Origin of the sequence: Ramlibacter rhizophilus (assembly GCF_004681965.1) — a bacterium.
Lineage (GTDB): Bacteria > Pseudomonadota > Gammaproteobacteria > Burkholderiales > Burkholderiaceae_C > Ramlibacter > Ramlibacter rhizophilus.
This window is the reverse complement of the sequence record NZ_SMLL01000002.1, coordinates 60,039-83,152: the sequence shown is the minus strand read 5'-3', so window position 1 is coordinate 83,152 and position 23,114 is coordinate 60,039. Positions and strand designations below refer to the sequence as shown.

At 69.7% G+C, this 23,114-nt stretch carries 19 protein-coding genes; 11 read left to right on the top strand and 8 right to left on the bottom strand.

Features of this window, described 5'->3' with window-relative positions; translation table 11 throughout:
• Positions 1–5 precede the first annotated feature (5 nt).
• Entirely contained in the window at positions 6–926 is a 921-nt protein-coding gene (locus EZ242_RS05050) for a fasciclin domain-containing protein (protein ID WP_135284058.1), read from the bottom strand.
• Positions 927–1,155: 229 nt separating this feature from the next.
• Between EZ242_RS05050 and EZ242_RS05045 the strand changes: the two genes are divergently transcribed.
• Genes EZ242_RS05045 through EZ242_RS05010 form a run of 8 tightly spaced genes read left to right on the top strand, consistent with a single transcriptional unit; the run spans position 1,156 to position 9,140 of the window.
• Positions 1,156–2,538, top strand: coding sequence for a PDC sensor domain-containing protein (locus EZ242_RS05045; protein WP_135284057.1), 1,383 nt, complete (start codon positions 1,156–1,158; stop codon positions 2,536–2,538).
• A 1-nt stretch (position 2,539) separates the two neighbouring features.
• A complete protein-coding gene (locus EZ242_RS05040; RefSeq protein WP_167784647.1) occupies positions 2,540–3,175 on the top strand; it encodes a PP2C family protein-serine/threonine phosphatase in 636 nt (211 codons plus the stop codon).
• A complete protein-coding gene (locus EZ242_RS05035; RefSeq protein WP_135284055.1) occupies positions 3,172–4,053 on the top strand; it encodes a transporter substrate-binding domain-containing protein in 882 nt (293 codons plus the stop codon). The genes EZ242_RS05040 and EZ242_RS05035 overlap by 4 nt, the downstream gene beginning before the upstream one ends.
• Positions 4,050–4,847, top strand: coding sequence for a class I SAM-dependent methyltransferase (locus EZ242_RS05030; RefSeq protein ID WP_167784646.1), 798 nt, complete (start codon positions 4,050–4,052; stop codon positions 4,845–4,847). The genes EZ242_RS05035 and EZ242_RS05030 overlap by 4 nt, the downstream gene beginning before the upstream one ends.
• A complete protein-coding gene (locus EZ242_RS05025) occupies positions 4,844–6,535 on the top strand; it encodes a transporter substrate-binding domain-containing protein (RefSeq protein ID WP_135284054.1) in 1,692 nt (563 codons plus the stop codon). Before EZ242_RS05030 ends, EZ242_RS05025 begins: the two co-directional genes overlap by 4 nt.
• Positions 6,532–7,134 carry an ABC transporter permease subunit gene (locus EZ242_RS05020; RefSeq protein ID WP_135284053.1) on the top strand — a complete coding sequence of 201 codons (603 nt, stop codon included), beginning with the start codon at positions 6,532–6,534 and terminating at the stop codon, positions 7,132–7,134. Before EZ242_RS05025 ends, EZ242_RS05020 begins: the two co-directional genes overlap by 4 nt.
• A gap of 36 nt (positions 7,135–7,170) precedes the next feature.
• Positions 7,171–8,022, top strand: coding sequence for an N-formylglutamate amidohydrolase (locus EZ242_RS05015; protein WP_135284052.1), 852 nt, complete (start codon positions 7,171–7,173; stop codon positions 8,020–8,022).
• Entirely contained in the window at positions 8,022–9,140 is a 1,119-nt protein-coding gene (locus tag EZ242_RS05010) for an NAD(P)/FAD-dependent oxidoreductase (RefSeq protein ID WP_205960595.1), read from the top strand. Before EZ242_RS05015 ends, EZ242_RS05010 begins: the two co-directional genes overlap by 1 nt.
• On the opposite strand, the gene EZ242_RS05005 is transcribed toward EZ242_RS05010, so the two are convergent.
• Entirely contained in the window at positions 9,137–10,192 is a 1,056-nt protein-coding gene (locus EZ242_RS05005; protein ID WP_135284050.1) for a quinone-dependent dihydroorotate dehydrogenase, read from the bottom strand. The genes EZ242_RS05010 and EZ242_RS05005 overlap by 4 nt on opposite strands.
• A 35-nt stretch (positions 10,193–10,227) precedes the next feature.
• Here EZ242_RS05005 and rpiA point away from each other — a divergent pair, with 35 nt between their 5' ends.
• Entirely contained in the window at positions 10,228–10,902 is a 675-nt protein-coding gene (gene rpiA / locus EZ242_RS05000) for a ribose-5-phosphate isomerase RpiA (protein ID WP_135284049.1), read from the top strand.
• Between the two features lie 105 nt (positions 10,903–11,007).
• Here rpiA and EZ242_RS04995 read toward each other — a convergent pair whose 3' ends face one another.
• The 6 genes from EZ242_RS04995 to EZ242_RS04970 all read right to left on the bottom strand — a co-directional run bounded on the left by EZ242_RS04995 (position 11,008) and on the right by EZ242_RS04970 (position 18,480).
• Entirely contained in the window at positions 11,008–11,487 is a 480-nt protein-coding gene (locus EZ242_RS04995; protein WP_135284048.1) for a type III secretion system chaperone, read from the bottom strand.
• Between the two features lie 168 nt (positions 11,488–11,655).
• Positions 11,656–12,321 (bottom strand): glutaredoxin family protein, encoded by a 666-nt coding sequence (locus tag EZ242_RS04990; protein WP_135284047.1) that lies wholly within the window; start codon positions 12,319–12,321, stop codon positions 11,656–11,658.
• Positions 12,322–12,363: 42 nt separating this feature from the next.
• Entirely contained in the window at positions 12,364–14,394 is a 2,031-nt protein-coding gene (locus tag EZ242_RS04985; RefSeq protein WP_135284046.1) for a M3 family metallopeptidase, read from the bottom strand.
• 69 nt (positions 14,395–14,463) lie between these two features.
• Positions 14,464–15,315, bottom strand: coding sequence for a bifunctional methylenetetrahydrofolate dehydrogenase/methenyltetrahydrofolate cyclohydrolase (locus EZ242_RS04980; RefSeq protein ID WP_135284045.1), 852 nt, complete (start codon positions 15,313–15,315; stop codon positions 14,464–14,466).
• Positions 15,316–15,319: 4 nt separating this feature from the next.
• The gene (locus EZ242_RS04975) at positions 15,320–15,946 is read right to left on the bottom strand and encodes a response regulator transcription factor (RefSeq protein ID WP_135284044.1); all 627 of its coding nucleotides are present in this window, start codon (positions 15,944–15,946) and stop codon (positions 15,320–15,322) included.
• Complete coding sequence (locus tag EZ242_RS04970) at positions 15,943–18,480, bottom strand: PAS domain-containing sensor histidine kinase (RefSeq protein WP_135284043.1); 2,538 nt, start codon at positions 18,478–18,480, stop codon at positions 15,943–15,945. Before EZ242_RS04970 ends, EZ242_RS04975 begins: the two co-directional genes overlap by 4 nt.
• Before the next feature lie 189 nt (positions 18,481–18,669).
• Between EZ242_RS04970 and aceE the strand changes: the two genes are divergently transcribed.
• Together aceE and aceF are read left to right on the top strand one after the other, a co-directional pair.
• Positions 18,670–21,378 carry a pyruvate dehydrogenase (acetyl-transferring), homodimeric type gene (aceE, locus tag EZ242_RS04965; RefSeq protein WP_135284042.1) on the top strand — a complete coding sequence of 903 codons (2,709 nt, stop codon included), beginning with the start codon at positions 18,670–18,672 and terminating at the stop codon, positions 21,376–21,378.
• Between the two features lie 36 nt (positions 21,379–21,414).
• Positions 21,415–23,097, top strand: a complete 1,683-nt coding sequence (gene aceF / locus EZ242_RS04960) for a dihydrolipoyllysine-residue acetyltransferase (protein ID WP_135284041.1) — start codon at positions 21,415–21,417, stop codon at positions 23,095–23,097.
• Positions 23,098–23,114 lie beyond the last annotated feature (17 nt).

Sequence of the window (23,114 nt, the reverse complement as noted above, 5' to 3'; positions counted from 1 at the left end):
GACGCCTACAGCGGCAGCAGCACGTTGCCGATGGTGTGGATCACGCCATTGCTCGCGAGCGTGTCCGTCGCCGTGATGGTGCTGCGGCGGCCGCGTGCATCGGTGATCGCGAGGTCCGACCCCACGGTGAAGGTGTCGCCTTCCAGCGTGGTGATGGGCTGCCCGACGGGGACGCCCGCGCGCAGCACGCGTCCCTGGACCACGTGGTAGCGCAGCACCTGGTCGAGCAGGGCGGTGTTGGCCAGCAAGGCCGGCGCCGTGGTGCCCAGCTCGGCCAGGAGGCTGGTGAAAGCGGCATCGGTCGGGGCGAACAGGGTGAAGGGTCCGGCGGCGGAGAGGGCATCGACCAGGCCCGCCGCCTGTGCGGCCGCCACCAGCGTCGAGAACTGCGAATGCTGCTGCAGGGTCTGCACGATGTTCTGGTTGGCGGGCAGGAGCACGCGGTCGATCACGTGGACCACGCCGTTGCTTGCGAACAGGTTCGCTTCCACGACATTGGCCGTGCGGTTGCGGCCGTCGGTGATGACCGGGCCGTTGTCGATCTTGAAGATGCCGCCCTGGACCGTGGTGATCGCCTGGCCGAAGGGAATTTCCGCAGCCGGAACGCGCGCCGGAAGCACGTGGTACGTCAGCACCGTGCGCAGCAGCGCCGTGTCCGCGAGCAGGGCCTGCTGGGTGACGCCCAGCTCGGTGAGCAGGCCGGCGAAAGCCGCATCGGTGGGCGCGAACAGGGTGAACGGGCCGGTGCCGGACAGCGTGTCGCCCAGGCCCGCGGCCGCGACGGCGGACTCCAGGATGCCCAGGCGCGGCTCGGCCTGGACCACCCCGAGCACGTTCGGGTCGTCACCGCCGCCGCAAGCCGCCAATAGGCTCGTGGCGGGCACCAGGGCGCAGGCTCGCAAAACTGTCCTTCGGTTCAAGTCCATGGATGCTCCTTCGGTTGGGGCCAAAGAGCGGCAGTCTATGACTGCATGGTAATTACGAAAACCGGTAAGTATAAAAAGCGTCTGATGAGTGGGTGATTTCGCCGGCGCCCTGCCGTCAAGCGTTTCGACTTCGTCCGAAAGAATCCTTACATCGGGACCATGTAGACGTTTATGCTTCAGTCCCTGATCGACGAAGTTCCGACTTCATGCCTATGCAGAGCAGGTCCGCATGAGTGCCGACGCCGGCCGCTTCTTCCAGCGCTACAACCGCACGATCGCGCTCGCCTACGGCGCGCTGCTGCTTGCCGTCGCGGCGTTCTTCGCCTGGCAGTTGCAGGACACCCTGCGCCAGGAACTCGCCCTCGTGCGCGGCCAGGTCGATCGGCACCACCAGTTCCTGGAGTTCCTGCTTCGCAGCGCCGCCGACCAGGTGGAGACGCTGCGCATGGCGGCAGGGCGCCCGGCGGCCAGCGAAGCGCCTGCCCGGCGGTCCTGCCCGATGCCATCGACGCGTCTGGCCCAGGCCGGCCTGCGCGAGCAGGGTCCCGGCTTCGATCGGGACGCCCTACAGGATCGTGACGCGGGCGCCAACCTCGTCGGCGAGGGCTCGCTCGGCGGGCGCTCGGCGCATTTCTACTGCGACCTCCAGGCCGCGCTGGCCCTGGACAGCCACTTGGCCGCCATGGCCTTCCACCTGCCGCAGGCGGCCCGTGTCCGCTTCCTGTCCGGCCAGCGCTTCCAGCTGGTCGCGCCCTGGCGCCCCGCTCGCGAGCTGCCGTTCGCCGGCGACCTGTACGACGACCCCGTGTGGCGCCTCGGCCAGCCGGCGGCCAATCCCGAGCGCCTGAAGTACTGGGTACCGGTCCATTTCGGCGGCGCCGATGCCGGCCTGCTCGCCACCGTTGCCGCGCCGGTCTTCGACCGCGATCGCTTCATGGGCGTGATGGCCATCGACCTGAGCCTGGACCAGCTCCAGCGGATCAATGCCGGATTCGGCCATGCGCTCGGAAAGATCGCTGTCATCGATGACTCGGGCAAAGTGCTGGCGCATCCGGGCCTCTACGCTGACCCTTTGGCGGTGCGGGTGCCCGCGGGCTTGCGGCAGCTGTTCGAGCCGGACGCGATCGACTCCATGGACGCGCTGCTCGCCCTGCCCGAAGGCGAGCTCGTCCAGCGTGGCGGCTGGACACTGCTGCGGCGCTCCTTCCGTGCGGCGCCCTGGCAGCTGGTGTGGGCCGCGCCGCAGGAGCAGCTGTGGCGCAAGCTGCTGGCCGAGCGGGCCGGCACCATGGGCGCAGTGCTGCTGGCACTGGCCGCGATCATGCTCGTGACCTACGCCATCACCCGGCGCGAGTTCGTCGGGCCGGCGGCGCGGCTCGTGGAGCACCTGGTGGCGCAGGCCCGCTTGGCGCCGCGCCCCATTCCCCGCGTGCCTGCGGCCTGGCGGCCCTGGTTCGAGGCGATCACCCAGGCCTTCCGTCGCTCGCTGGAGCTGAACGCGCTGCGCGCCGAGCTGGACATCGCCGCGCGCCTGCAGCAAGTCCATCCTTCCGCGCCGCTGGCCGGCCGACCCGCGCTTCGGGCTCTGCGGCACCACCACGGCGGCACGTGAGGTGGGGGGCGATTTCCACGACCACTTCCTGCTCGCGGACGGCCGCTGCGTTCTTGTGGTCGCCGATGTGAGCGACAAGGGCGTCGCGGCGGGCCTCTTCGCCATGGTCTGCCGCACCCTGCTGCGCGCCGTGGCCCTCCAGCGCCAGGCAGACCCGCCCGAAGTCGCCCGGCACGTGAACGAGGGCCTGTGCGCCGACAACGAAAGCAGCATGTTCGTCACGGCCTTCGTCGGGCAGTACCACCCCGAGTCCGCCCGTCTGGACTACGTCAGTGCCGGCCATCCGCCGTCGCTGCTGGTGCGTTCGAACGGCGCATGCGAGTGGCTGTCCCCCACCGGCGGGGCTGCGCTGGGCGTCGTCGAGGAGGCGCGCTATGCGCAGGCCACGGTCGTGCTTTTGCCGGGCGACACCGTGTTCGCCTACACCGATGGCGTCACCGAAGCCGAGAACGCGCAGGGCGAGCTGTTCGGGCGGGCGCGTCTGCAGACCCTGTTCGAGCAGCGGCCCTGCGCCAGCGCGCGCGAAGCGGTCGATCGCGTGCTGCAGGCGGTGGCCGACTTTTCGCAGGGCGCGCAGCCCTCGGACGACATCACCTGCATGGCGCTGCAGTGCCATCGAAACGGGGCCCCGGCATGAGTGCGCCGCTGCGCTGGGTGGCCTGCGCGCTCGCGTGCTGCGGCCTCCTCGCTCCCGCCGCCCGTGCCGACCGCTTGGACGACATCGTGCAGCGCGGCACGCTGATCGTGGGCGTGAAGAAGGACGTCCCGCTGTGGGGGCAGCGGGGTCGACAGGGTGTTCCCGAGGGCCTGGAGCCTGACCTGGCGGCCGATCTCGCGCGTCGGCTGGGCGTGAAGCTGGAGCTGGTGGGCCTGCTGTCCTCCGACCGCATGGACGCGATGGCGCAGCGGCGCGTGGACGTCATGATCGCCACCTTCTCAGACACACCCGAGCGTCGCCGGCAGCTCGCGCTGGTGCGGCCGCACTACTACGCCTCGGGCGTGAACGTGATGGTGCGGCGGCAGACCCGCTTTCGCGCGTGGACCGAACTGCGCCACCACCGTGTCTGCGGCCGTCGCGGCGCGTTCTACAACCGCGCCATCACGGTCGCCCATGGTGTGGACGTGGTCGCGCTGCACAGCAACCAGCTCGCCCTGGCGGCGCTGCGCGACGGGCGCTGCGACGCCGTGCTGTACGACGACACGAACATCGTCGCCCTGCTGCAGGACCCGGCCTGGGCACGCGGGTTCGAGATGCCGCTGCCGACCGTGCAGGTGGTCCCCTGGGCCATCGCCCTGCACCCCGAAGAGGCGGGCGGACGGCTGGAGGCGCTGGTGTCGCGCGCGGTCGTCGAATGGCACCGCTCGGGCGAGCTGATCCGGCTGGAGCGCAAGTGGGGCATTCCGGTCAGCGCCTTCAGCCGGCGCATGAACACGCAGTGGAACCGGCGCCTGCCCTCGGGTGAGCCGTACTGCGGCGAATGGGCGGGCCCGCGCACGCCCGCGGACTGCCTGTGAACGCGCCGGACAAGGCGCTGCGCGAGCAGATGCGCGCGCTCTATGACCTGTACTTCCAGTCCAGCGACTACCAGCGGCGCTATCCGCGCCCCAACCCCGGCACGCTCGCTTTCCTCTGGCGCCACGGCCTCGCCCGCGCCCGATGCGTGGCCGACGTCGGCTGCGGCAACGGCCGCTATGCCTTGCCGCTGCTGGATGCCGGCGCGGTTCGCCGGCTGGTGGCCTGCGATCTCTCGCCCGGCGCGCTGGACGCGCTGGCGCAGCGCCTGGCCAGGCACCCGCTGGGCAACCGGGTCCAGCCCGTCCTGGGCGGGCCGGAAGCCCTGCCACGGCAGGAGCGCTTCGACCGCCTGCTCATGATGTTCGGCGTGCTCAGCCACATCGGCCCGCGCGCGGCGCGGCTGCAGGCGCTGCGCGAGCTGCGCGATCGCGCCGCGCCCGATGCGCGCCTGCTGCTGTCGGTGCCCACCCTCGGGCGCCGCTGGCCGCTCGAACTGCTCGCGTCCCTGTTCCAGCCGGGCCACGAGTCCTGGGGCGACGTGCGCTACGCCCGCACGCTGGGCGGCCAGCGCCGGCAGTTCTACTACCACCTCTACAGCCTGCGCGGCCTGCGCGAGGACCTCGCCCTGGGCGGCTGGATCCTGGAGGCGGCCGAAGCCGAGAGCCTGGCGCCGGAGTGGCTGGTCACGCGCTGGCCGCGCTGGGGCCGCATCGACGCGGCGCTGCAGCCCTGGGTCCCGGCGTGTCTCGGCTACGGAATCCGCGTGGTGGCCCGGCCGGCGCCTGAACCATGAGCCGGCACCACGGCCTGGGCACGGCGGCGCTGCGCGCCTGGCGCCTGGCGCTGATCGGCCTTCTGCTGTGCCTGGCCGCGGCCCCCGTGCGCGCCGAGGAGGCGCCGCGCCGCGCCAGCCCGGCGCTGGAGGCCATCCGGGCACGCGGCGCGCTGGCGGTGGGCGTGAAGAACGACTACCCGCTCTTCGCAGCCCCTGACGCCGCAGGCCGCCTGCGTGGCCTGGAGATCGACATGGCCGCCGAGCTGGCGGCGGCGCTGGGCGTGTCGCTGCGGCTGGTGCCGGTGACCGCGGCCAACCGCCTGCAGCGGCTGGAGGAGGGCGCCGTGGACATGGTGATCGCCACCATGGGTGACACGGCCGAGCGGCGCCGCGTCGCCACGGTCGTGGAGCCGAGCTACTACGCCTCGGGCGCCACCCTGCTGCTACGTCCCGAGTCGCGCGTGCGCCAGTGGCAGGAGCTGCGCGGCCAGACCGTCTGCGCCGTGCAGGGCAGCTACTTCAACCGGGGCATGAGCCAGCGCTACCTGCTGCAGCTGCTGGTCTTCGGCAATGCGCGCGATGCCCGGCTCGCGCTGCGCGACGGCCGCTGCGTCGGCTTGCTCTACGACAGCACCGCGATCGGTGCGGACCTGCGCGATCCCCAGTGGTCCTTCTACCAGGCGCCCCTGCCGCCGGCCATGCCGGTGCCCTGGGTGGTCGCGCTGTCCCGGCGCGAGGCGGGCAGCGAACTCGCGCACTGGGTCGGCGAGCGGCTGGCGCAGTGGCACCGCGAGGGTTTCCTGATCGAGCGGGAGCGGGCCTGGGGCCTTGCGCCTTCGCCCTTCCTCGCGGACATGCGCGCGCTCTGGCTGGCGCGCGAGCCGGACGGAGCGTGGCGGTGCCGGCGCGGCCCCGATGGCGACTGGCCGGCGGCCTGCCGGAACAAGGCCTTGCTGACCGTGCAGGACGTGGGCGGCCTGCACCGGCTGGGGTTGCGGCTGCGCGAACTCACCGGCTGGGACCTGAGCTTCGTCTATGACGACTTCGACCGCGGGCGGCTGTTGCGGGGGCTGGGCGTCACCACGGGCCTGATGGCAGCCTGCGTGCTGGGCAGCCTGGCCCTGGGCATCGCGGGCGCGCTGCTCGCCCAGTCGCGCTGGCAGCTGCTGGCCGTGCCGGCCCGGGCCGCGGCGCTATGGAGCCGGATGACGCCGCCCCTGCTGCAGATGTACCTGCTGTTCTTCGGCGCCGGAGCGGCCACGTGGGCCTTGTGGGGCCTGAGCCTGCCGGCCTGGGCGGTCGCCGTGTGGGCGCTGAGCGCCTATGCCGGCGCGGCGGTGATGGCGGCGCTGGAGGAGGCCGCGCGGTACCTGCGCGAGCGCAGCCCCGGCTTCCGGCTGGACCGCAGGAGCCTGGCGCTGGCCTACGCGCACGCGGCCGAGTCCATCACCGCCACGCTGGTCAATGTCTGCAAGGCCACCATGATCGCCTCGGCCATCGCGGTGCCGGAGCTGCTGTCGGCGGCCACCGGCATCCTGGCCGACAGCGGCAACGTGGCGGAGGTGATGAACCTGCTGATGCTGGCCTTCCTGCTGCTCGTCGCCGCCGCGGTTCGCCTGCTGCGGGCCCTGGAGCGCAGGCTCTGCCGGCTGGCCCTGCGGCCGCAGGCGCGGGCGTCCGCCAGCGCAGTGGAGCCGTCGCGGTGAAGGAGCTTGCGGCGCTCGCCACCTGGACGCCTTTCCTGCTGGAAGGCCTCGCCTGGAACGTGCTGATCGCGTCCGTCGCGATGCTGCTGGGAACGCTGGGCGGCGCATCGCTGGCCTGGGCGCGGCTGTCGCCGGCACGCAGCCTGCGACGCGCGAGCGAAGCTGCCACGGCGCTGTCGCGCAACGTGCCGACCCTCGTGTTCCAGTTCTACCTCGCGCTCATGCTGCCGGGCGATTCCTGGCCGGCGTGGTTGAAGGCTTCGCTGGCGCTGGCCCTTGCCGTGGTGGGCTTCACCTCCGACAACCTGCTGGTGGCCCTGCGGGCCTGGCGCGAGGACCGCCGCGCCGTGGCGCTGCTCTTCGTGCCGTCCTGGGGCAGCTACCTGCTGGTGGTGGTGATCGCCTCCAGCACGGCCTCCATCATCGGCGTGGGTGAGCTGGTCAGCCGCGCCAACACCGTGATCGCCGCGAGCGACGACCCGGGGATCATGGTTCCGGTATATCTCTACGCCAGCCTCGTGTTCCTGCTCTTTTGCTGGGCTGCGAGCGGCATGCTCGGATGGCTGCGCGGCGCCCTGGCGCGTCGGTACCTCGCCTGAGCCTGCCGCGGGTTCGCCTCGGTCACAATCGGCCGGATGCATTCACAGGTCGTCTATGTGCCGGGCACCACCGCGCTGGTGCTGGATTCGCCGCACAGCGGCACTGCCTATCCCGAAGATTTCCGGTTCTGCTGCGAGCATGGCGTGCTGCGCCGCGCCGAGGACACGCATGTGGAGGCGCTCTACGACTTCGCGCCTTCCCTGGGCGTGGCCTGGATCGAGGCGCTCTTTCCGCGCAGCTACCTAGACGCCAACCGCAACGTCACCGAAATCGACCTCGAACTGCTCGACGAGCCCTGGCCCGGCGAGTGCGCCAGCGACCCGGCCGTGCTGGCCAAGGTGCGCCTGGGCAAGGGCCTGATCTGGCGCTGCACCGACGACGGCGTGCCCCTGTACGACCGGCGCCTGGGCGTGGCCGAGGTGCAGGCCCGCATCGAGCAGTGCTGGAAGCCCTACCACGCGAGCGTGGCCGCCGCCATCGAGGCGGCGCACGCGCGGCACGGCTACAGCATCCATATCAATTGCCACTCCATGCCGGCCGTGGCCGCCAGCCACGCCACCGATTTCCCTGGCCTGGTCCATGCGGACTTCGTCGTGGGAGACCGCGACGGCAGCACCTCGTCGCCGGCCTTGTCCCGGTGGCTGTGCGAGCAGTTGCAGGACCTGGGCTACAGCGTCTCCTACAACCATCCCTACAAGGGCGTGGAGCTGGTGCGACGCTACGGCGACCCGGCGCACGGCCGCCACAGCATCCAGCTCGAAATCAACCGGGGCCTCTACATGAACGAAGACACGCTGCAGCGCCATGAAGGCTTCGAGCGCCTGAAGGCGAACCTGCGCTCGCTCGTGGGGCGGCTGCTGGCGCTGGACCCGCGGAGCCTCGCCTGATGGAACGCGTCGATGCCATCGTGATCGGCGCCGGTGCCGTCGGCCTGGCGGTGGGACGCGCACTCGCGCAGGCCGGGCACGAGACCATCGTGCTGGAGGCCGAGACCGCCATCGGCCAGGGCGTGAGCTCGCGCAACAGCGAGGTGATCCACGCCGGCCTGTACTACGCGCCGGGTTCGCTCAAGGCGCGCCTGTGCGTGCGGGGCAAGGAGATGCTGTACGCGCTGTGCGAAAGCCATGGCGTGGAGCATCGCAACTGCGGCAAGCTGGTCGTGGCCAACAGCGCGCAGGAGGCGGAGGCCTTGAAGGCACTCGCCGCCCGCGCGGCGACCAACGGCGTGGCCGTTCAGTGGCTGGACGCCGGCGAGGCGCGCGCGCTGGAGCCGGCGCTTCGCTGCACGGCGGCCCTGCTGTCACCGAGCACCGGCATCGTGGACAGCCACGGCCTCATGCTGGCGCTGCAGGGCGACCTGGAGCGCGCCGGCGGCATGGTGGCCCTGGCTTCGCGCGTGGACGGGGCGGTGCTGGGCGCGCGCGGCGAGCCGCACGTGCTGCGCCTGGCGGACGGCAGCGAGATCGCCGCCGGCATCGTCGTGAACTCGGCCTCGCTGCACGCCTGCCAGCTCGCGCGGCGCTTCGACGGCCTGGCCGCCGAGCACGTGCCCGAGCCCTCGTACGCCAAGGGCAACTACTACGCGCTCACGGGCCGCTCGCCCTTCTCGCGCCTGGTCTATCCCGCACCGGCCGACGCCTGGCTGGGCGTGCACCTCACGCTGGACCTGGGCGGCCAGGCCCGTTTCGGGCCCGACCTGCAATGGCTGGACGTGGACTCGCCCGAGGCCATCGACTACACCGTCGATCCGCGCCGCGCCGACGGCTTCTATGCCGAGGTGCGCCGCTACTGGCCGGAGCTTCCGGACGGCGTGCTCGCGCCCAGCTACAGCGGGGTGCGCCCCAAGATCCATCGGCCGGACCAGCCGGCACCGGACTTCCGCATCGACGGGCCCGAGCGCCACGGCGTCGGCGGCCTGGTGAACCTGTTCGGCATCGAGTCGCCGGGCCTGACCAGCGCGATGGCGATCGGGGAGCTGGTGGCGCAGCGGGTGGCGCAGGCTTAGCGCCCGGCCTTCGCCTTCGCCATCGCCCGGGCCACTTCCGGAACCAGTCCGGGGCCCCGGTAGATCAGGCCCGTGTACACCTGCACCAGGTCCGCCCCCGCGCGCAGCTTGGCCACGGCGTCCGCGCCGCCGAAGATGCCGCCCACGCCGATGATGGGAAAGCCCGGGCCGAGGGCGACGCGCAGCTGGGTGATGACGCGGTTGCTGGCGTCGAACACGGGTCGGCCGCTCAGGCCCCCGGCTTCTTGCGCGTGCGGCAGGCCCGCCACCGCATCGCGCGCGAGCGTGGTGTTGGTGGCGATCACGCCGTCCATGCCCTGCCGGCGCAGCGTGGCGGCGATCACGGCCACCTGGTCGGCGTCCAGGTCGGGCGCGATCTTGACGAACAGCGGCACGCGGCGGCCGCTGCGTGCCTGCAGCTCGGCGCGGCGATGCGCCAGGGCGCCCAGGAGCGCGTCCAGCGCCTCGTCGGACTGCAGCTGCCGCAGGTTTTTCGTGTTCGGGCTGGAGATGTTCACCGTCACGTAGTCGGCATGCGCATGCACGCCGTCCAGGCCGGCGAGGTAGTCCTCGGTCGCGCGCTCGATGGGCGTGGCGGCGTTCTTGCCGATGTTCAGGCCCAGCACCAGCGGGCTGCCGCGCCTGCGGGCGTGCGAGCGGCGCACGTTGGCGAGGAACGCCTCCAGGCCTTCGTTGTTGAAGCCCAGCCGGTTGATCAGGGCGTCGGCCTGGGGCAGCCGGAACATGCGCGGCTTCGGGTTTCCGGGCTGCGGCCGTGGCGTGACGGTTCCCACTTCCACGAAGCCGAAGCCCATGGCCGCGAAGGCATCGATGCAGCGCGCGTTCTTGTCCAGGCCCGCGGCCAGGCCCACGCGGTTCGCAAAGCGCAGCCCGGCGATGTCGATGGGGTCATCCACCCGCGGCTGCTGCCAACCGAGCTGCAGGGGCGTGCCCTGTAGGCGGGCGAGCGTGTTGAGCGTGAGGTCGTGGGCGGCTTCGGCGTCGAGGCGGAAAAGCAGGCTGCGCGCCAGCGGGTAGGGCAGGAGGGCCATGGATAATCGCGGGTTCCGAAGCGGGGGATTGTCGCGTGACTCAGGATGAATTGAAGGCGCTCGTCGGCCAGGCGGCGCTGAAGTACGTGGTGCCGGGCGAGTTGGTCGGCGTGGGCACGGGCTCGACGGTCAACAAGTTCATCGATGCACTCGCGTCCATCAAGGACCGCATCCGCGGCGCGGTCTCCAGCTCCGAGGCATCCACCGCACGGCTGCGGGCAGCGGGCATCGAGGTGTTCGATGCGAGCGAGGTGGAGGAGCTGTCCGTCTACATCGACGGCGCCGACGAGATCGACGGCCAGGGCTACATGATCAAGGGCGGCGGCGCGGCGCTCACGCGCGAGAAGATCGTCGCCGCGCAGTCGCGGCGCTTCGTGTGCATCGCGGACGAGTCCAAGCAGGTGCCGGTGCTGGGGCGTTTCCCGGTGCCCGTGGAAGTGATCCCCATGGCCGCCGGTCGCATCATCCGGCAGTTCGCCGCCCTGGGCGGCACCGCACGCCTTCGCCTGCGTGGCGATGCGCCCCTGGTGACCGACAACGGCCAGCACATCCTGGACGTGTCGGGCCTGTCGGTGACCGACCCGCTGGCCTTCGAGTCGCAGGTCAACCAGTGGCCGGGCGTGGTCTGCGTGGGGGTGTTCGCACACCAGAAGGCGAACGTGTGCCTGCTGGGAACCTCGCAGGGCGTGCGGACGATCGACTGGTCCTGAGCGGCGCGAAAATGAGACGGCCGCCTTGCGGGCGGCCGGGGACCGACACGGCCGCCTCGCGGGCGGCTGGAAGGTGAAACGGCCGCCTTACCGGCGGCCGGGGCATCAACCGAAGATGCGCGGCCCTTCGGCCAGGTGCGGCAACTGGGCCATGGGTGCCGCGGCGTTCACGGAGGTCTTGGCTTCGCCCAGCCGCTTCTTCCAGCGCTCGGCCTGGTTGACGAAGGTCTCGACCATCTTCTCGAACGAGGCGTCGTCGAGCTCGGTCACCATGCGGGCCTGGGCCAGGATCACGCCGTTGGTGGCATCTTCCAGGCCCAGGGTGGCGCCGTCGGTGCGGTGCCAGTACAGGTTGGCGACCATCAGTTCACGCAGGATCGCCTCGGGCGAATCGACCGGCAGTTCGTCCAGGTAGGTGGACAGGATCAGCTGTCCGGTCGGTTCGTCGAATTCGATGTTGAGGACGATGTCTCCGTCGAAGAGCAGGACGCAGCTGTTGCTGTGGTCGTCGAGCCTGAGTTCCGGAAGGGTAAGTAGGGTGCCGAACTTGGAAATCAGCTTCTCGGCGAGCTGGCGTTTGTCCATGGGGTTGCTCCTGAACGCCCGGGGCCAGGCAGCGAGACGGGGATCGTCGGGAGCAGGACACGCATTTCGCGCTTGCAGCTACTCGCTGTGGCTGGGCCCGCCTTCTGTGACGGCCGTCGGAGGCGGGTTCCGAGCTGACCCGCTGGACGCGCGCCGCTTTGCTTCGCACTAGAACTGGATGCCGGCCGGATTGCTGCCGCCCCCGCTTCGGGGCGCGGAATGCGGGGTGGCAGGGCGGCTCGCCGTGGCCGCGGGCGCTTCCGGACCAGTCGCGGCCGCGGACGGGGCCGACGGCGAGGCCGCGGCTTCCACCGTGCTGCCGGCAAGGGCCTGCGCAGGCGCCGGTTTCCAGCCGGCCGGCAGTGCGGAGGTCCTGGGGTAGCCGGCCGCATCGAGGTACTGGTTCCACTCGCTGCCCGAGAAGCCCTTGATGTGCTGCGCGCCGATGGCCAGGAGCGGGAGGTCGCGGCCGCCGGTCAGACGCTGCAGCGCCTGAATATCCGACTGCGAACTCACGGTGCGCTCCGAATACGGGATGCCGCGGGTCGCGAGCAGCGCACGGCCACTGTCGCAGGGCGCGCAGTTCGGTGCGGCGTACAGCACCACCGGAAACTTGCCCGCGACCTGCCGCAGCGCGAAGGGCAGGGCCGGGTTCGCGCCCGCAGCGCCGGCGCCAGGGATGACCGGCGAATGGGCGGCCTCGGCCGCAGGACGGTCCGTGAAGACCACCCGCCCGTCCGGCGTGACGCTGCGATACACGCCCTGGGCCTGCACGGCCATGGGCACGGCGAGGGCAAGGGTGGCGAGGGCGGACAGGCTGCGAAGCAGGGACATCGAGTACTTCCTTGTTTCTGATCGGGCGCCGGAGCGGCCGCTTCAGGCCATGCCCTGGTGCCGCAAGAGCGCATCCAGGGTGGGCTCGCGCCCCCGGAACGCCTTGAACGATTCGATCGCCGGGCGGCTTCCACCGGCCTCGAGGATCTCCTGCCGGTATTTTCGGCCGGTTTCCAGGCTGGGCAAGCCCTGCGCGTCCATCGTTTCCTCGAAGGCCGACCAGGCGTCCGCCGACAGGACCTCGGCCCACTTGTAGCTGTAGTAGCCCGCGGCGTATCCGCCCGCGAAGATGTGGCTGAAGGTGTTGGGCGTGCGGCTGAACGCGGGCGCCGGAAGGACGGCCACTTCGTCGCGGACGCGCCGCAGCAGTGCCATGTAGTCCGCATCGGGCGCATGCTCGGTGTGCAGCAGCATGTCGAAGAGGGCGAACTCCACCTGCCGCAGCGTCTGCAGGCCGCTCTGGAAATTACGCGCCGCCAGCATCTTGTCGAACAGCTCGCGCGGCAGGGGCTGGCCGCTGTCCACGTGCGCGGTCATGTGCCGCAGCACGTTCCATTCCCAGCAGAAGTTCTCCATGAACTGGCTGGGGAGTTCGACCGCGTCCCACTCCACGCCGCTGATGCCGGAGACGTCGTGCTCGTTCACGCGCGTGAGCATGTGGTGCAGGCCGTGTCCGGATTCGTGGAACAGGGTGGTCACGTCGTCGTGCGTGAGCAGTGGCGGCTTGCCGTCCACGCCCTCGGCGAAGTTGCACACCAGGTGCGCCACGGGGGTCTGCAGGCGGCCGTTGTCCGGCCGCAGCCACCGGGCGCGCACGTCGTCCATCCAGGCGCCGCCGCGCTTGCCGTTGCGGGCGGCAGGGTCCAGGTAGAACTGGCCCACCAGCTCACCACCACGCTCGATCCGGTAGAACTCCACGCACTCGTGCCACACCGGTGCCTGGTCGCGCCGGATGGCGACTTCGAACAGCGTCTCCACGATCTTGAAGAGGCCGCCCAGCACCTTGGGCGCGGTGAAGTACTGCTTGACCTCCTGCTCGCTGAAGGCGTAGCGCGCTTCCTTGAGCTTCTCGCCGATGAAGGACCAGTCCCAGGGCTGCGGGTCCGCGATCCCCAGGTGTTCGGCCGCGAAGGCCCGCATGTCGGCGACGTCGCGCTCGGCATACGGCCGCGCCTTGGCGGCCAGGGTGCGCAGGAACTCGATCACCTGCTTCGGTGAGTCGGCCATCTTGGGGACGAGCGACATCTCGCCGAAGCTCCCGTAGCCGAGCAGGCGCGCTTCTTCCTGCCGCAGGGCGAGGATCTCGCGAATGAGCGCGGAGTTGTCGAAGCGGCGCAGCTCCTCGCCGGCCTGCTCGCTCGCGCGCGTGACATAGGCGCGGTACAGGCGCTCACGCAGGGCGCCACTGCGGGCGAACTGCATCACCGGCAGGTAGCTGGGCATCTTGAGCGTGAGCTTGTAGCCTTCCTTGCCTTCGGCCTGGGCCGCTGCGCGCGCGGCATGGACCACGTCATGCGGAACGCCCTCCAGTTCATCGGCGCTGGCGTAGTAGGCGAAGGCATCGGTCGCGTCGAGCGCGTTCTCGCTGAACTTCTGGCTCAGCTCGGCCTGCCGTTCCTGGATGGCGGCGAAGCGCTCCTTGGCCGCGCCGGTCAGCTCGGCGCCGCCGAGGACGAAGTTGCGCATCGCGTTCTTGTGGGCCTGGCGCTGCTCGGGGTTCAGGCCGGCGGGGTCGATGGACTTGTACTTGGCATACAGGCGCTCGTCGCTGCCCAGGCGGGTCCAGAAGTCGGTGACGCGGGGCAGCGCCTCGTTGTAGGCGGCGCGCAGCTCGGGCGTATCGGCCACGCTGTTGAGGTGGCTCACCGCGCCCCAGGCGCAGCCGAGGCGCTCGGTGGCGCAGTCCAGGGTGGCCGCCAGGCGCGTCCAGTCGGCGGGGAAGTCCGGGGCGACCACCTGTTCCAGGGCCTGCTCGCCCTGCGCCAGCAGCGTGTCCACGGCCGGGCCCACGTGCTCCGGCCGGATGCGGTCGAAGCGGGGGAGATCGTCGAAGTCGAGGAGGGGATTGCTCATGGCCGGCATTTTGCGCCAGCGTCCCAGGCCACAAGGGCCGGGGCGAATTGATTTGCCCGATGGACCCGATCAGGCGCTGGCGCGTTCGGCCGCCTCGAGCGTGTTCACCAGCAGCATGGCCCGCGTCATGGGGCCCACGCCGCCGGGCACGGGGGTGATGTGGCTGGCGACCTGGCGCACCGCTTCGAAGTCCACGTCGCCGCAGAGCTTGCCGGCTTCGTCGCGGTTCATGCCCACGTCGATCACCACCGCGCCGGGGCGAACCATGTCGGCGGTGAGGATGTTGCGCTTGCCGACGGCCGCGACGATGACGTCGGCCTGCCGGGTGAAGGCGCCGAGGTCCGGCGTGGCGCTGTGGCAGATGGTGACGGTGGCGTTCTTCTGCAGCAGCATCATGGCCATGGGCTTGCCCACGATGTTGCTGCGGCCGATGACGACCGCGTGCTTGCCGCGCAGCTCATAGCCGATGGACTCGAGCATCTTCATGCAGCCATAGGGCGTGCAGGGCCAGAAGCCCGGCCGGCCCACCATCAGCGCGCCGGCGCTGGCGACATGGAAGCCGTCCACGTCCTTGGCCGGCGAGATGGCCTCGATGACCTTCTGCGCGTCCATGTGCCGCGGCAGCGGCAGCTGCACCAGGATGCCGTGCACCGCGCGGTCCTCGTTGAGGGCGCGGATGCGTGCCAGCAGCTCGGATTCGGCCATCTGCGCCGGGTAGCGCTCCAGGGTGGCGGCCAGTCCGGTCTCGGTGCCGTCCTTGACCTTGTGGCGGGTGTACACGTCGCTGGCGGGGTCGTCGCCGACCAGGAGGATGGCCAGGCGCGGTTCGATGCCGCGGGCCTTCAGGGCCGCCGTGCGGTGCGCCACGTCGGCGCGGATCTTCGCGGCGAGCGCGTTGCCGTCGATCAGGTGAGCCGCCATGGGATCAGCTCTTGGGTGCGTTCTGTCCGAGCGCGATCTTCAGCAGGTCGGCCACGGTGTTGGCATTGAGCTTTTCCATGATGTTGGCGCGGTGCGCCTCCACCGTCTTGATGCTGATGCCCAGGTCGTCGGCGATCTGCTTGTTCAGGCGGCCGGCGACGATGCGCTCGAGCACCTGCGCCTCGCGCGAGGTGAGCTTGGCCAGCAGGGCGTCGCGGCTGGCGGCGCTCTGGTACTCGGCGAAGGAGCCGCGCGCGTGATCGAGCATGCGCTCGACCAGGTTCAGGAGTTCTTCTTCCTTGAAGGGCTTCTGGATGAAATCCATGGCGCCCTTCTTCATGGTGTTGACGGCCATGGGCACGTCGCCATGGCCGGTGATGAAGACGACGGGAAGCGGCGACTTGCGCTCGATCAGCTTGTCCTGCAGCTCCAGGCCGGTCATGCCGCCCATGCGGATGTCCACGATCAGGCAGGCGACCTCGCGCGGGTCGTAGCGGGAAAGAAAGGTCTCGGCGGAATCGAAGCAGCGGACGCGGTAGTCCTTGCCTTCGAGCAGCCACTGGACCGAGTCTCGGACGGCTTCGTCGTCGTCCACCACATAGACGGTGCCCTTCTTGGGAACCAGGCTCATGCTGTCACCCCTGCGTCCTTGCCTGCTGTGTTGTTCATCGCGACGTTGACCGGAATCCAGAACGAGAACTCGCAGCCCGCCACGTCCGGGCCATTGTAGATGTTCTGTGCATGCATCCTTCCCTGGTGCGACTCCACGATGGTGCGACACAGGTTCAGGCCGATGCCCATGCCCTCGGCCTTGGTGGAGAAGAAGGCTTCGTAGAGGCGGTCCATCACCTCAGGCGCGAGGCCCCGCCCGGTGTCGCGCACCGAGAACTCCACGACCTCCTGCGCGTCGATCTGGCGCGGCACGACGCGCAGCTCGATGCTGCGCGCCGAGGGTCCCCGCCGCGCGAGGTCGATGGATTCGGCGGCGTTCTTCAGCAGGTTGACCAGCACCTGCTCGATCAGGATGGGATCGACCATCAGCGCCGGCAGCCGCGCCGCGACGAAGTGCGCCAGCTTCACGTTGCGGCGGCGCAGTTCGATCTCCACCAGTTCCACGGCCTCCGTCACCATGGGCGCGATCTCGGACAGGGTGCGATTGGGTTCGCTGCGCTTCACGAAGCTGCGTATGCGCTGGATGATCTGCCCGGCGCGCTGCGCCTGCCGCGCGGTCTTCTCCAGCGCCGCCAGCAGGTCGTCCTCCTGGATCTGGCGGCTGCGGATGCGGGTCAGCAGCCCGTTGCAGTAATTGTTGATGGCCGTGAGCGGCTGGTTCAACTCGTGCGCCACGCTGGAGGCCATCTCGCCCATGGTGATCAGGCGGCTGGCTGACTGGGCGCGCTCGGCCTGCAACGCCGCCTGCTCCTCGGCATGCCGGCGCGCGCTGATGTCGGTGGCGATCACCATCTGCGCCAGTCGGCCGTCCACCCAGTTGAGGTAGCGCGATCGCACCTCCAGCCACTTGCCCAGCTCCGGCACGAAGATCTCGGCGTTGCCGCTGTGCACGGCGTCGAGCTGCCCCGTGGGCAGGCCCACGTAGGAGTCGACTTCGTCCATGGTCTCGTCCGAGCGCGCATGGCCGGGCGTGCCCGCCTGCGCCACCATCTGCAGGTGGCCGACCGTATGCGTGCCGAACCACTGGCGGTACAGCTTGTTGGCGAAGAGCAGTTCCTCGCTGCCCAGGGGCGCGACGGAGACCGACGCATCCAGCGCCTCGAGCACCGTGGTGAAGCGTTCGTGCGAGGCCTGCAGCTGCTCGCGGATCCGATTGGGCTCCGTGATGTCGGTCATGGACGTCATCCAGCCGGTCTGCTGGCCCTTGGCGTCGATCAGCCGCGAGACGTACAGGCGGGCATCGAAGAGGCTGCCGTCGCGGCGCTTGACGCGGACCTGGAAGCCGCCGGGGGTGGTGCGCCCCTGCAGTTCGTCCTCCAGCCGCGCGGTGAGCAGGTCGCGGTCCTCGTCGGGCCAGTAGGGAAAGGGCGGCTTGCGGCCCACCAGGTCCTGTTCGCTCCAGCCCGTCATCTGGCAGAAGGCGTGGTTCACGTAGGTGATGCGGCCCTGCATGTCCATGGCGCGCATGCCGGTGAGCACCGAGTTCTCCATCGCGCGGCGGAAGTTCGTCTCGGCCACCAGGGCGCGCTGGGCCTGCAGGCGCCTGCGCACGTGGCGCCAGTTGCCGATCAGCATCCAGGCGGTCATGGCGCTGAGCGTGCCCACCAGCCAGAACAGGCCGCTGCCGATCACGCCCAGGGACGTGCGGTAGGCCTGCGCGCGGATCACCAGGCCATTGCCCACCGGGGAGACCGGCACCTCGTAGCTGTTGGCCTGCGGCGTGATCCAGGGCAGGAGCTGGCCGGCCGCGCTGCGGACCGGCACGGTGGTGCCGGCGAGCATCTGGCCGTTGCCGTCGAGGAGGGCGACGGCGTACTTGGCGGCGACCTCGGTGGGCACGCCGTAGCGAAGCAGGCTGTCGATCGAGTACTCGCCCAGGATCACGCCGGCGAAGCGGCCCTGTTCCGTGAGCGGCACGTGCAGCTGCAGCAGGCCCGCGTTGTCCGCGCGGGCGGTGGGCTGCGAATACACCGGCTGCTGCAGGTCGCGCGCGAGGCTGTACATGGTTTCCGTCTCGCCCGCGCGCAGCACCTCGCCGGCCAGCCGCTGCTGGAAGCTGGCCACGCTGGGGGCCGAATAGCTCGCCTTGATGCGCCTGCGCTCGTCGATCCAGGACAGGGCCTGCAGCTCCGGGTACTGGATCACCATGCTCTCGGCGCGGCCGACGAATTCGTCCGGGTCCACCTCCTGGTTGGAGATGTCGCGGGCGATGCGCATCAGCTGCTCCTGCCGCTCCAGCAGGCGCAGGCGCACGCGCTGCTGCGCGTACTCCACGTCCCGCTTGACGGCCTCCATCTCGCGGTCTTCTTCCTCCAGCCGCAGGTAGGCGAAGGCCGAGGCGATGGCCGCGAGGAAGAGGAACACCGCCACCAGCGGCGCCAGCATGGCGAAGCGGTCCTGCCGGCTGGGCGTCTGCCGACGCCACCAGCGCTTGAGCCAGGGGGCGGGCGGCACGCTTTCGTGCAATTCCGACGGGGTGACCGAGTCCTGCATACCCCGCCGAGTGTAGGCTGGCGCCGCAAGTGGCTGCGGGGGACAAACGTCGGTATAGGGCTCTTGTTTTTCATAATGCTGAACGGGGAAGCGCTATTTGAAAAACACGGTGGCCTGTGTCACACTCGCCCCCGCTGCGGACCTTGAGTCCATCCGTTAACCTGCCTCACTCAATCAGGAGACAAGCCCATGTCAGCCCAGCCCGACCGTCCCCTCGGTGCGGCCGCCAACGACGCGGACGCCCAGGAAACCCGTGAATGGCTCGATGCCCTGTCCGCGGTCATCGCGCAGGAAGGTCGGCAGCGCGGGCACTTCCTGCTGGAACAGTTGCTGGAGCAGGCGCGGCAGGAAGGCATCGATATGCCGTTCTCGGCCACCACGGGCTACGTCAACACCATCGAGCCGCAGGACGAGGAGCGCTGCCCCGGCAACCTGGAGATCGAGGAGCGCCTGCGCGCCTACATGCGCTGGAATGCCATGGCCATGGTGGTCAAGGCCAACCGCATCCATCCCGAGGACGGCGGTGACCTGGGCGGCCACATCAGCTCCTTCGCCTCGCTCGCCACCATGTTCGGCGCGGGCTTCAACCACTTCTGGCACGCCGAGAGCGAGCAGCACGGCGGCGACCTCATCTACTTCCAGGGCCACAGCGCCCCGGGCATCTATGCGCGGGCCTTCATGGAAGGGCGCATCTCCGAGGAGCAGCTCCTGAACTTCCGCCAGGAGGTGGACGGCAAGGGGCTGTCGAGCTACCCGCACCCCAAGCTCATGCCCGACTTCTGGCAGTTCCCCACGGTGTCCATGGGCCTGGGCCCGCTGATGGCGATCTACCAGGCGCGCTTCCTCAAGTACCTGCATGCCCGCGGCATCGCGGACACCTCCAAGCGCAAGGTCTGGGTGTTCTGCGGCGACGGCGAGATGGACGAGGTGGAGAGCCTGGGCGCCATCGGCGTGGCCGCGCGCGAGAAGCTGGACAACCTGATCTTCGTTGTCAACTGCAACCTCCAGCGCCTGGACGGTCCGGTGCGCGGCAACGGCAAGATCATCCAGGAACTCGAAGGCGAGTTCCGCGGCGCCGGCTGGAACGTCATCAAGCTGATCTGGGGCAGCTACTGGGATCCGCTGCTCGCGCGCGACAAGGAAGGCATCCTGCGCCAGATCATGCTGGAGACGCTGGACGGTGACTACCAGGCCATGAAGGCCAACGACGGCGCCTACGTGCGCAAGCACTTCTTCGGCAAGCACCCCAAGGCGCTGGAGATGGTCGCGAACATGAGCGACGAGGACATCTGGCGCCTGCAGCGCGGCGGCCACGATCCCCAGAAGGTGTATGCGGCCTACCACCGCGCGGTCAACCACAAGGGCCAGCCCACGGTGCTCCTGATCAAGACCGTCAAGGGCTTCGGCATGGGCAAGGCCGGCGAGGGTCGCAACATCGCGCACCAGGCCAAGAAGCTGTCCGACGAGGACATCCGCACCTTCCGCGACCGCTTCAACATCCCGGTGCCGGACGACAAGCTCGCCGAGATTCCCTTCTACAAGCCCGAGGACAACACGCCCGAGATGCAGTACCTGCACGCGCGGCGCCAGGCCCTGGGCGGCTACCTGCCGAAGCGGCGCGCGCGCGCCGACGAGCAGCTCAAGGTGCCGCCGCTGGAGGCCTTCAAGGCGGTGCTCGACCCCACGGCCGAAGGCCGCGAGATCAGCACCACGCAGGCCTACGTGCGCTTCCTCACCGTGCTGCTGCGTGACAAGGAGATCGGCCCCCGCACCGTCCCCATCCTGGTGGACGAGGCGCGCACCTTCGGCATGGAGGGCCTGTTCCGCCAGATCGGCATCTACAGCCACGAGGGCCAGAAGTACACGCCGCAGGACCGCGACCAGGTCTCCTACTACAAGGAGGACGAGTCCGGGCAGATCCTGCAGGAGGGCATCAACGAGGCCGGTGGCATGGCCAGCTGGATCGCGGCGGCCACCTCCTACTCCACCAACAACCGCATCATGGTGCCGTTCTACATCTACTACTCGATGTTCGGCCTGCAGCGGGTGGGGGACCTGTGCTGGGCGGCCGGCGACATGCAGGCGCGCGGCTTCCTGCTGGGCGGCACCTCCGGGCGCACCACGCTCAACGGCGAAGGCCTGCAGCACGAGGACGGGCACAGCCACATCATGGCCGGCACCATCCCCAACTGCATCAGCTACGACCCCACCTTCGCGCACGAAGTGGCGGTCATCATGCAGCACGGCCTCAAGCGCATGGTGGAAGACCAGGAGAACGTGTACTACTACATCACGCTCCTGAACGAGAACTACCCCATGCCCGGCCTGCAGCCCGGTACCGAGGGCGAGATCGTCAAGGGCATGTACCTCCTCAAGCCGGGCGCCGGCCAGGGCAAGGCGCAGGTGAACCTGCTCGGGTCCGGCACCATCCTGCGCGAGTCGCTGGCGGCGCAGGAGCTGCTGGAGAAGGACTGGGGCGTTTCCGCCCACGTGTGGAGCTGCCCCAGCTTCAACGAGCTGGCCCGCGACGGCATGGACTGCGACCGCTGGAACCTGCTGCACCCGACCGAGGCGCCGCGCAAGGCTTTCGTGACCACGCAGCTGGAAAAGCGCGAGGGGCCGGTGGTCGCGTCCACCGACTACATGAAGGCCTACGCCGAGCAGATCCGCAACTTCATTCCCCAGGGCCGCACGTTCCGCGTGCTGGGGACCGACGGCTTCGGCCGCAGCGACTTCCGCACCAAGCTGCGCGAGCACTTCGAGGTGAACCGCCACTACATCGTGGTCGCCTCGCTGAAGGCGCTGAGCGACGAGGGCACGGTGCCTGCCGCCAAGGTGGCCGAGGCCATCGCCAGGTACGGGATCAAGACCGACCGCGTGAACCCGCTCTACGCCTGAGAGCCGGCGTCAACGACAAGAAGGAGAACACGAAACATGGCGTCGATCGAAGTGAAGGTTCCCGACATCGGGGACTTCGATGAAGTGTCGGTCATCGAGGTGCTGGTCAAGCCGGGCGACACCGTCAAGCCCGAGCAGTCGCTGGTCACCGTCGAATCGGACAAGGCCTCGATGGAGATCCCGTCCTCGGCGGGCGGCGTGGTCAAGGAGCTGAAGGTCAAGCTCGGCGACAAGGTGGCCGAGGGCAGCGTGCTGCTGGTGCTGGAAGGCGAGGCAGCGAGCGCGTCTTCCCCTCCCCCTCCGGGGGAGGGCAGGGTGGGGGCCGCGCCGGCAGCCGCATCCTCGTCCGCCGCACCAGAGCCCCAACCCCAACCCTCCGCCAGTGGGGGAGGGAGTGGAGGCCCGGTCGAAGTGCGCGTGCCCGACATCGGCGATTTCAAGGACGTCGCCGTCATCGAGGTGCTGGTCAAGCCGGGTGACGCCATCAAGCAGGAACAGTCGCTCATCACGGTCGAATCGGACAAGGCCTCGATGGAGATCCCGTCGTCGGCCGCCGGCACGCTCAAGGAGCTGACGGTCAAGCTGGGCGACAAGCTCAACATCGGCGACCTGATCGCGGTGCTCGAAGGTGCTGCAGGCGCCGCGGCGCCTGCAGCATCCGCGGCATCCGCAGCGCCCGCCGCATCCGCGCCGCCCGCGGCTGCCCCGGTGCCTGCGTCGGCTCCGTCGCCGGCGACCGAGCGCATCTCCCCCACCGCCTCGCTGCCGCCGCACCAGCCGGAGGTGCGCACGGGACTGCCGCACGCCTCGCCCTCGGTGCGCAAGTTCGCGCGCGAGCTCGGCGTGCCCCTCGAAGAGGTCAAGGGCACCGGACCCAAGGGGCGCATCACGCAGGAAGACGTCCAGGCCTTCACCAAGGCCGTGATGAAGGGCGAGGCCAGCACCAAGGCGGCGGGCGGCAAGGCGCCGGCGGGCGGTGGCGAGGCGCTGGGCCTGCTGCCCTGGCCCAAGGTGGATTTCACCAAGTTCGGCCCCATCGAACGCAAGGAGGTCGGGCGGATCCGCAAGATCAGCGGCGCCAACCTGCATCGCAACTGGGTCATGATCCCGCACGTCACCAACCATGACGACGCGGACATCACCGAGCTCGAAGCCTTCCGCGTGCTGCTGAACAAGGAGAACGAGAAGAGCGGCGTGAAGGTCACCATGCTCGCCTTCCTGATCAAGGCCTGCGTCGCGGCGCTGAAGAAATTCCCGGAATTCAACAGTTCGCTCGACGGCGACCAGATCGTCTTCAAGCAGTACTTCCACATCGGCTTCGCGGCGGACACGCCCAACGGCCTGGTGGTGCCGGTGATCCGGGATGCGGACAAGAAGGGTGTGCTGCAGATCAGCCAGGAGATGGGCGAGCTGGCCAAGAAGGCACGCGACGGCAAGCTGAGCCCCGCCGAGATGCAGGGCGCGAGCTTCACCATCTCCTCGCTCGGCGGTATCGGCGGGCGCTACTTCACGCCGATCATCAACGCGCCCGAAGTCGCTATTCTTGGCGTCTGCAGGAGCCAGACCGAACCGGTCTGGGACGGCAAGCAGTTCCAGCCGCGGCTGATGCTGCCCTTGTCGCTGTCGTGGGACCATCGCGTGATCGATGGCGCTGCGGCGGCTCGTTTCAACGCCTACCTGGGGCAGATCCTGGCCGACTTCCGGCGGGTGCTCCTCTAAAGAAGAAAAGCGGCTTC

Bases quoted from the DNA above. Each gene is read 5' to 3' on its own strand.
- EZ242_RS05050 (WP_135284058.1), bottom strand. From the start codon at position 926: ATGGACTTGAACCGAAGGACAGTTTTGCGAGCCTGCGCCCTGGTGCCC.
- EZ242_RS05045 (WP_135284057.1), top strand. From the start codon at position 1,156: ATGAGTGCCGACGCCGGCCGCTTCTTCCAGCGCTACAACCGCACGATC.
- EZ242_RS05035 (WP_135284055.1), top strand. From the start codon at position 3,172: ATGAGTGCGCCGCTGCGCTGGGTGGCCTGCGCGCTCGCGTGCTGCGGC.
- EZ242_RS05025 (WP_135284054.1), top strand. From the start codon at position 4,844: ATGAGCCGGCACCACGGCCTGGGCACGGCGGCGCTGCGCGCCTGGCGC.
- EZ242_RS05015 (WP_135284052.1), top strand. From the start codon at position 7,171: ATGCATTCACAGGTCGTCTATGTGCCGGGCACCACCGCGCTGGTGCTG.
- EZ242_RS05010 (WP_205960595.1), top strand. From the start codon at position 8,022: ATGGAACGCGTCGATGCCATCGTGATCGGCGCCGGTGCCGTCGGCCTG.
- EZ242_RS05005 (WP_135284050.1), bottom strand. From the start codon at position 10,192: ATGGCCCTCCTGCCCTACCCGCTGGCGCGCAGCCTGCTTTTCCGCCTC.
- EZ242_RS04995 (WP_135284048.1), bottom strand. From the start codon at position 11,487: ATGGACAAACGCCAGCTCGCCGAGAAGCTGATTTCCAAGTTCGGCACC.
- EZ242_RS04990 (WP_135284047.1), bottom strand. From the start codon at position 12,321: ATGTCCCTGCTTCGCAGCCTGTCCGCCCTCGCCACCCTTGCCCTCGCC.
- EZ242_RS04985 (WP_135284046.1), bottom strand. From the start codon at position 14,394: ATGAGCAATCCCCTCCTCGACTTCGACGATCTCCCCCGCTTCGACCGC.
- EZ242_RS04980 (WP_135284045.1), bottom strand. From the start codon at position 15,315: ATGGCGGCTCACCTGATCGACGGCAACGCGCTCGCCGCGAAGATCCGC.
- EZ242_RS04975 (WP_135284044.1), bottom strand. From the start codon at position 15,946: ATGAGCCTGGTTCCCAAGAAGGGCACCGTCTATGTGGTGGACGACGAC.
- EZ242_RS04970 (WP_135284043.1), bottom strand. From the start codon at position 18,480: ATGCAGGACTCGGTCACCCCGTCGGAATTGCACGAAAGCGTGCCGCCC.
- aceE (WP_135284042.1), top strand. From the start codon at position 18,670: ATGTCAGCCCAGCCCGACCGTCCCCTCGGTGCGGCCGCCAACGACGCG.
- aceF (WP_135284041.1), top strand. From the start codon at position 21,415: ATGGCGTCGATCGAAGTGAAGGTTCCCGACATCGGGGACTTCGATGAA.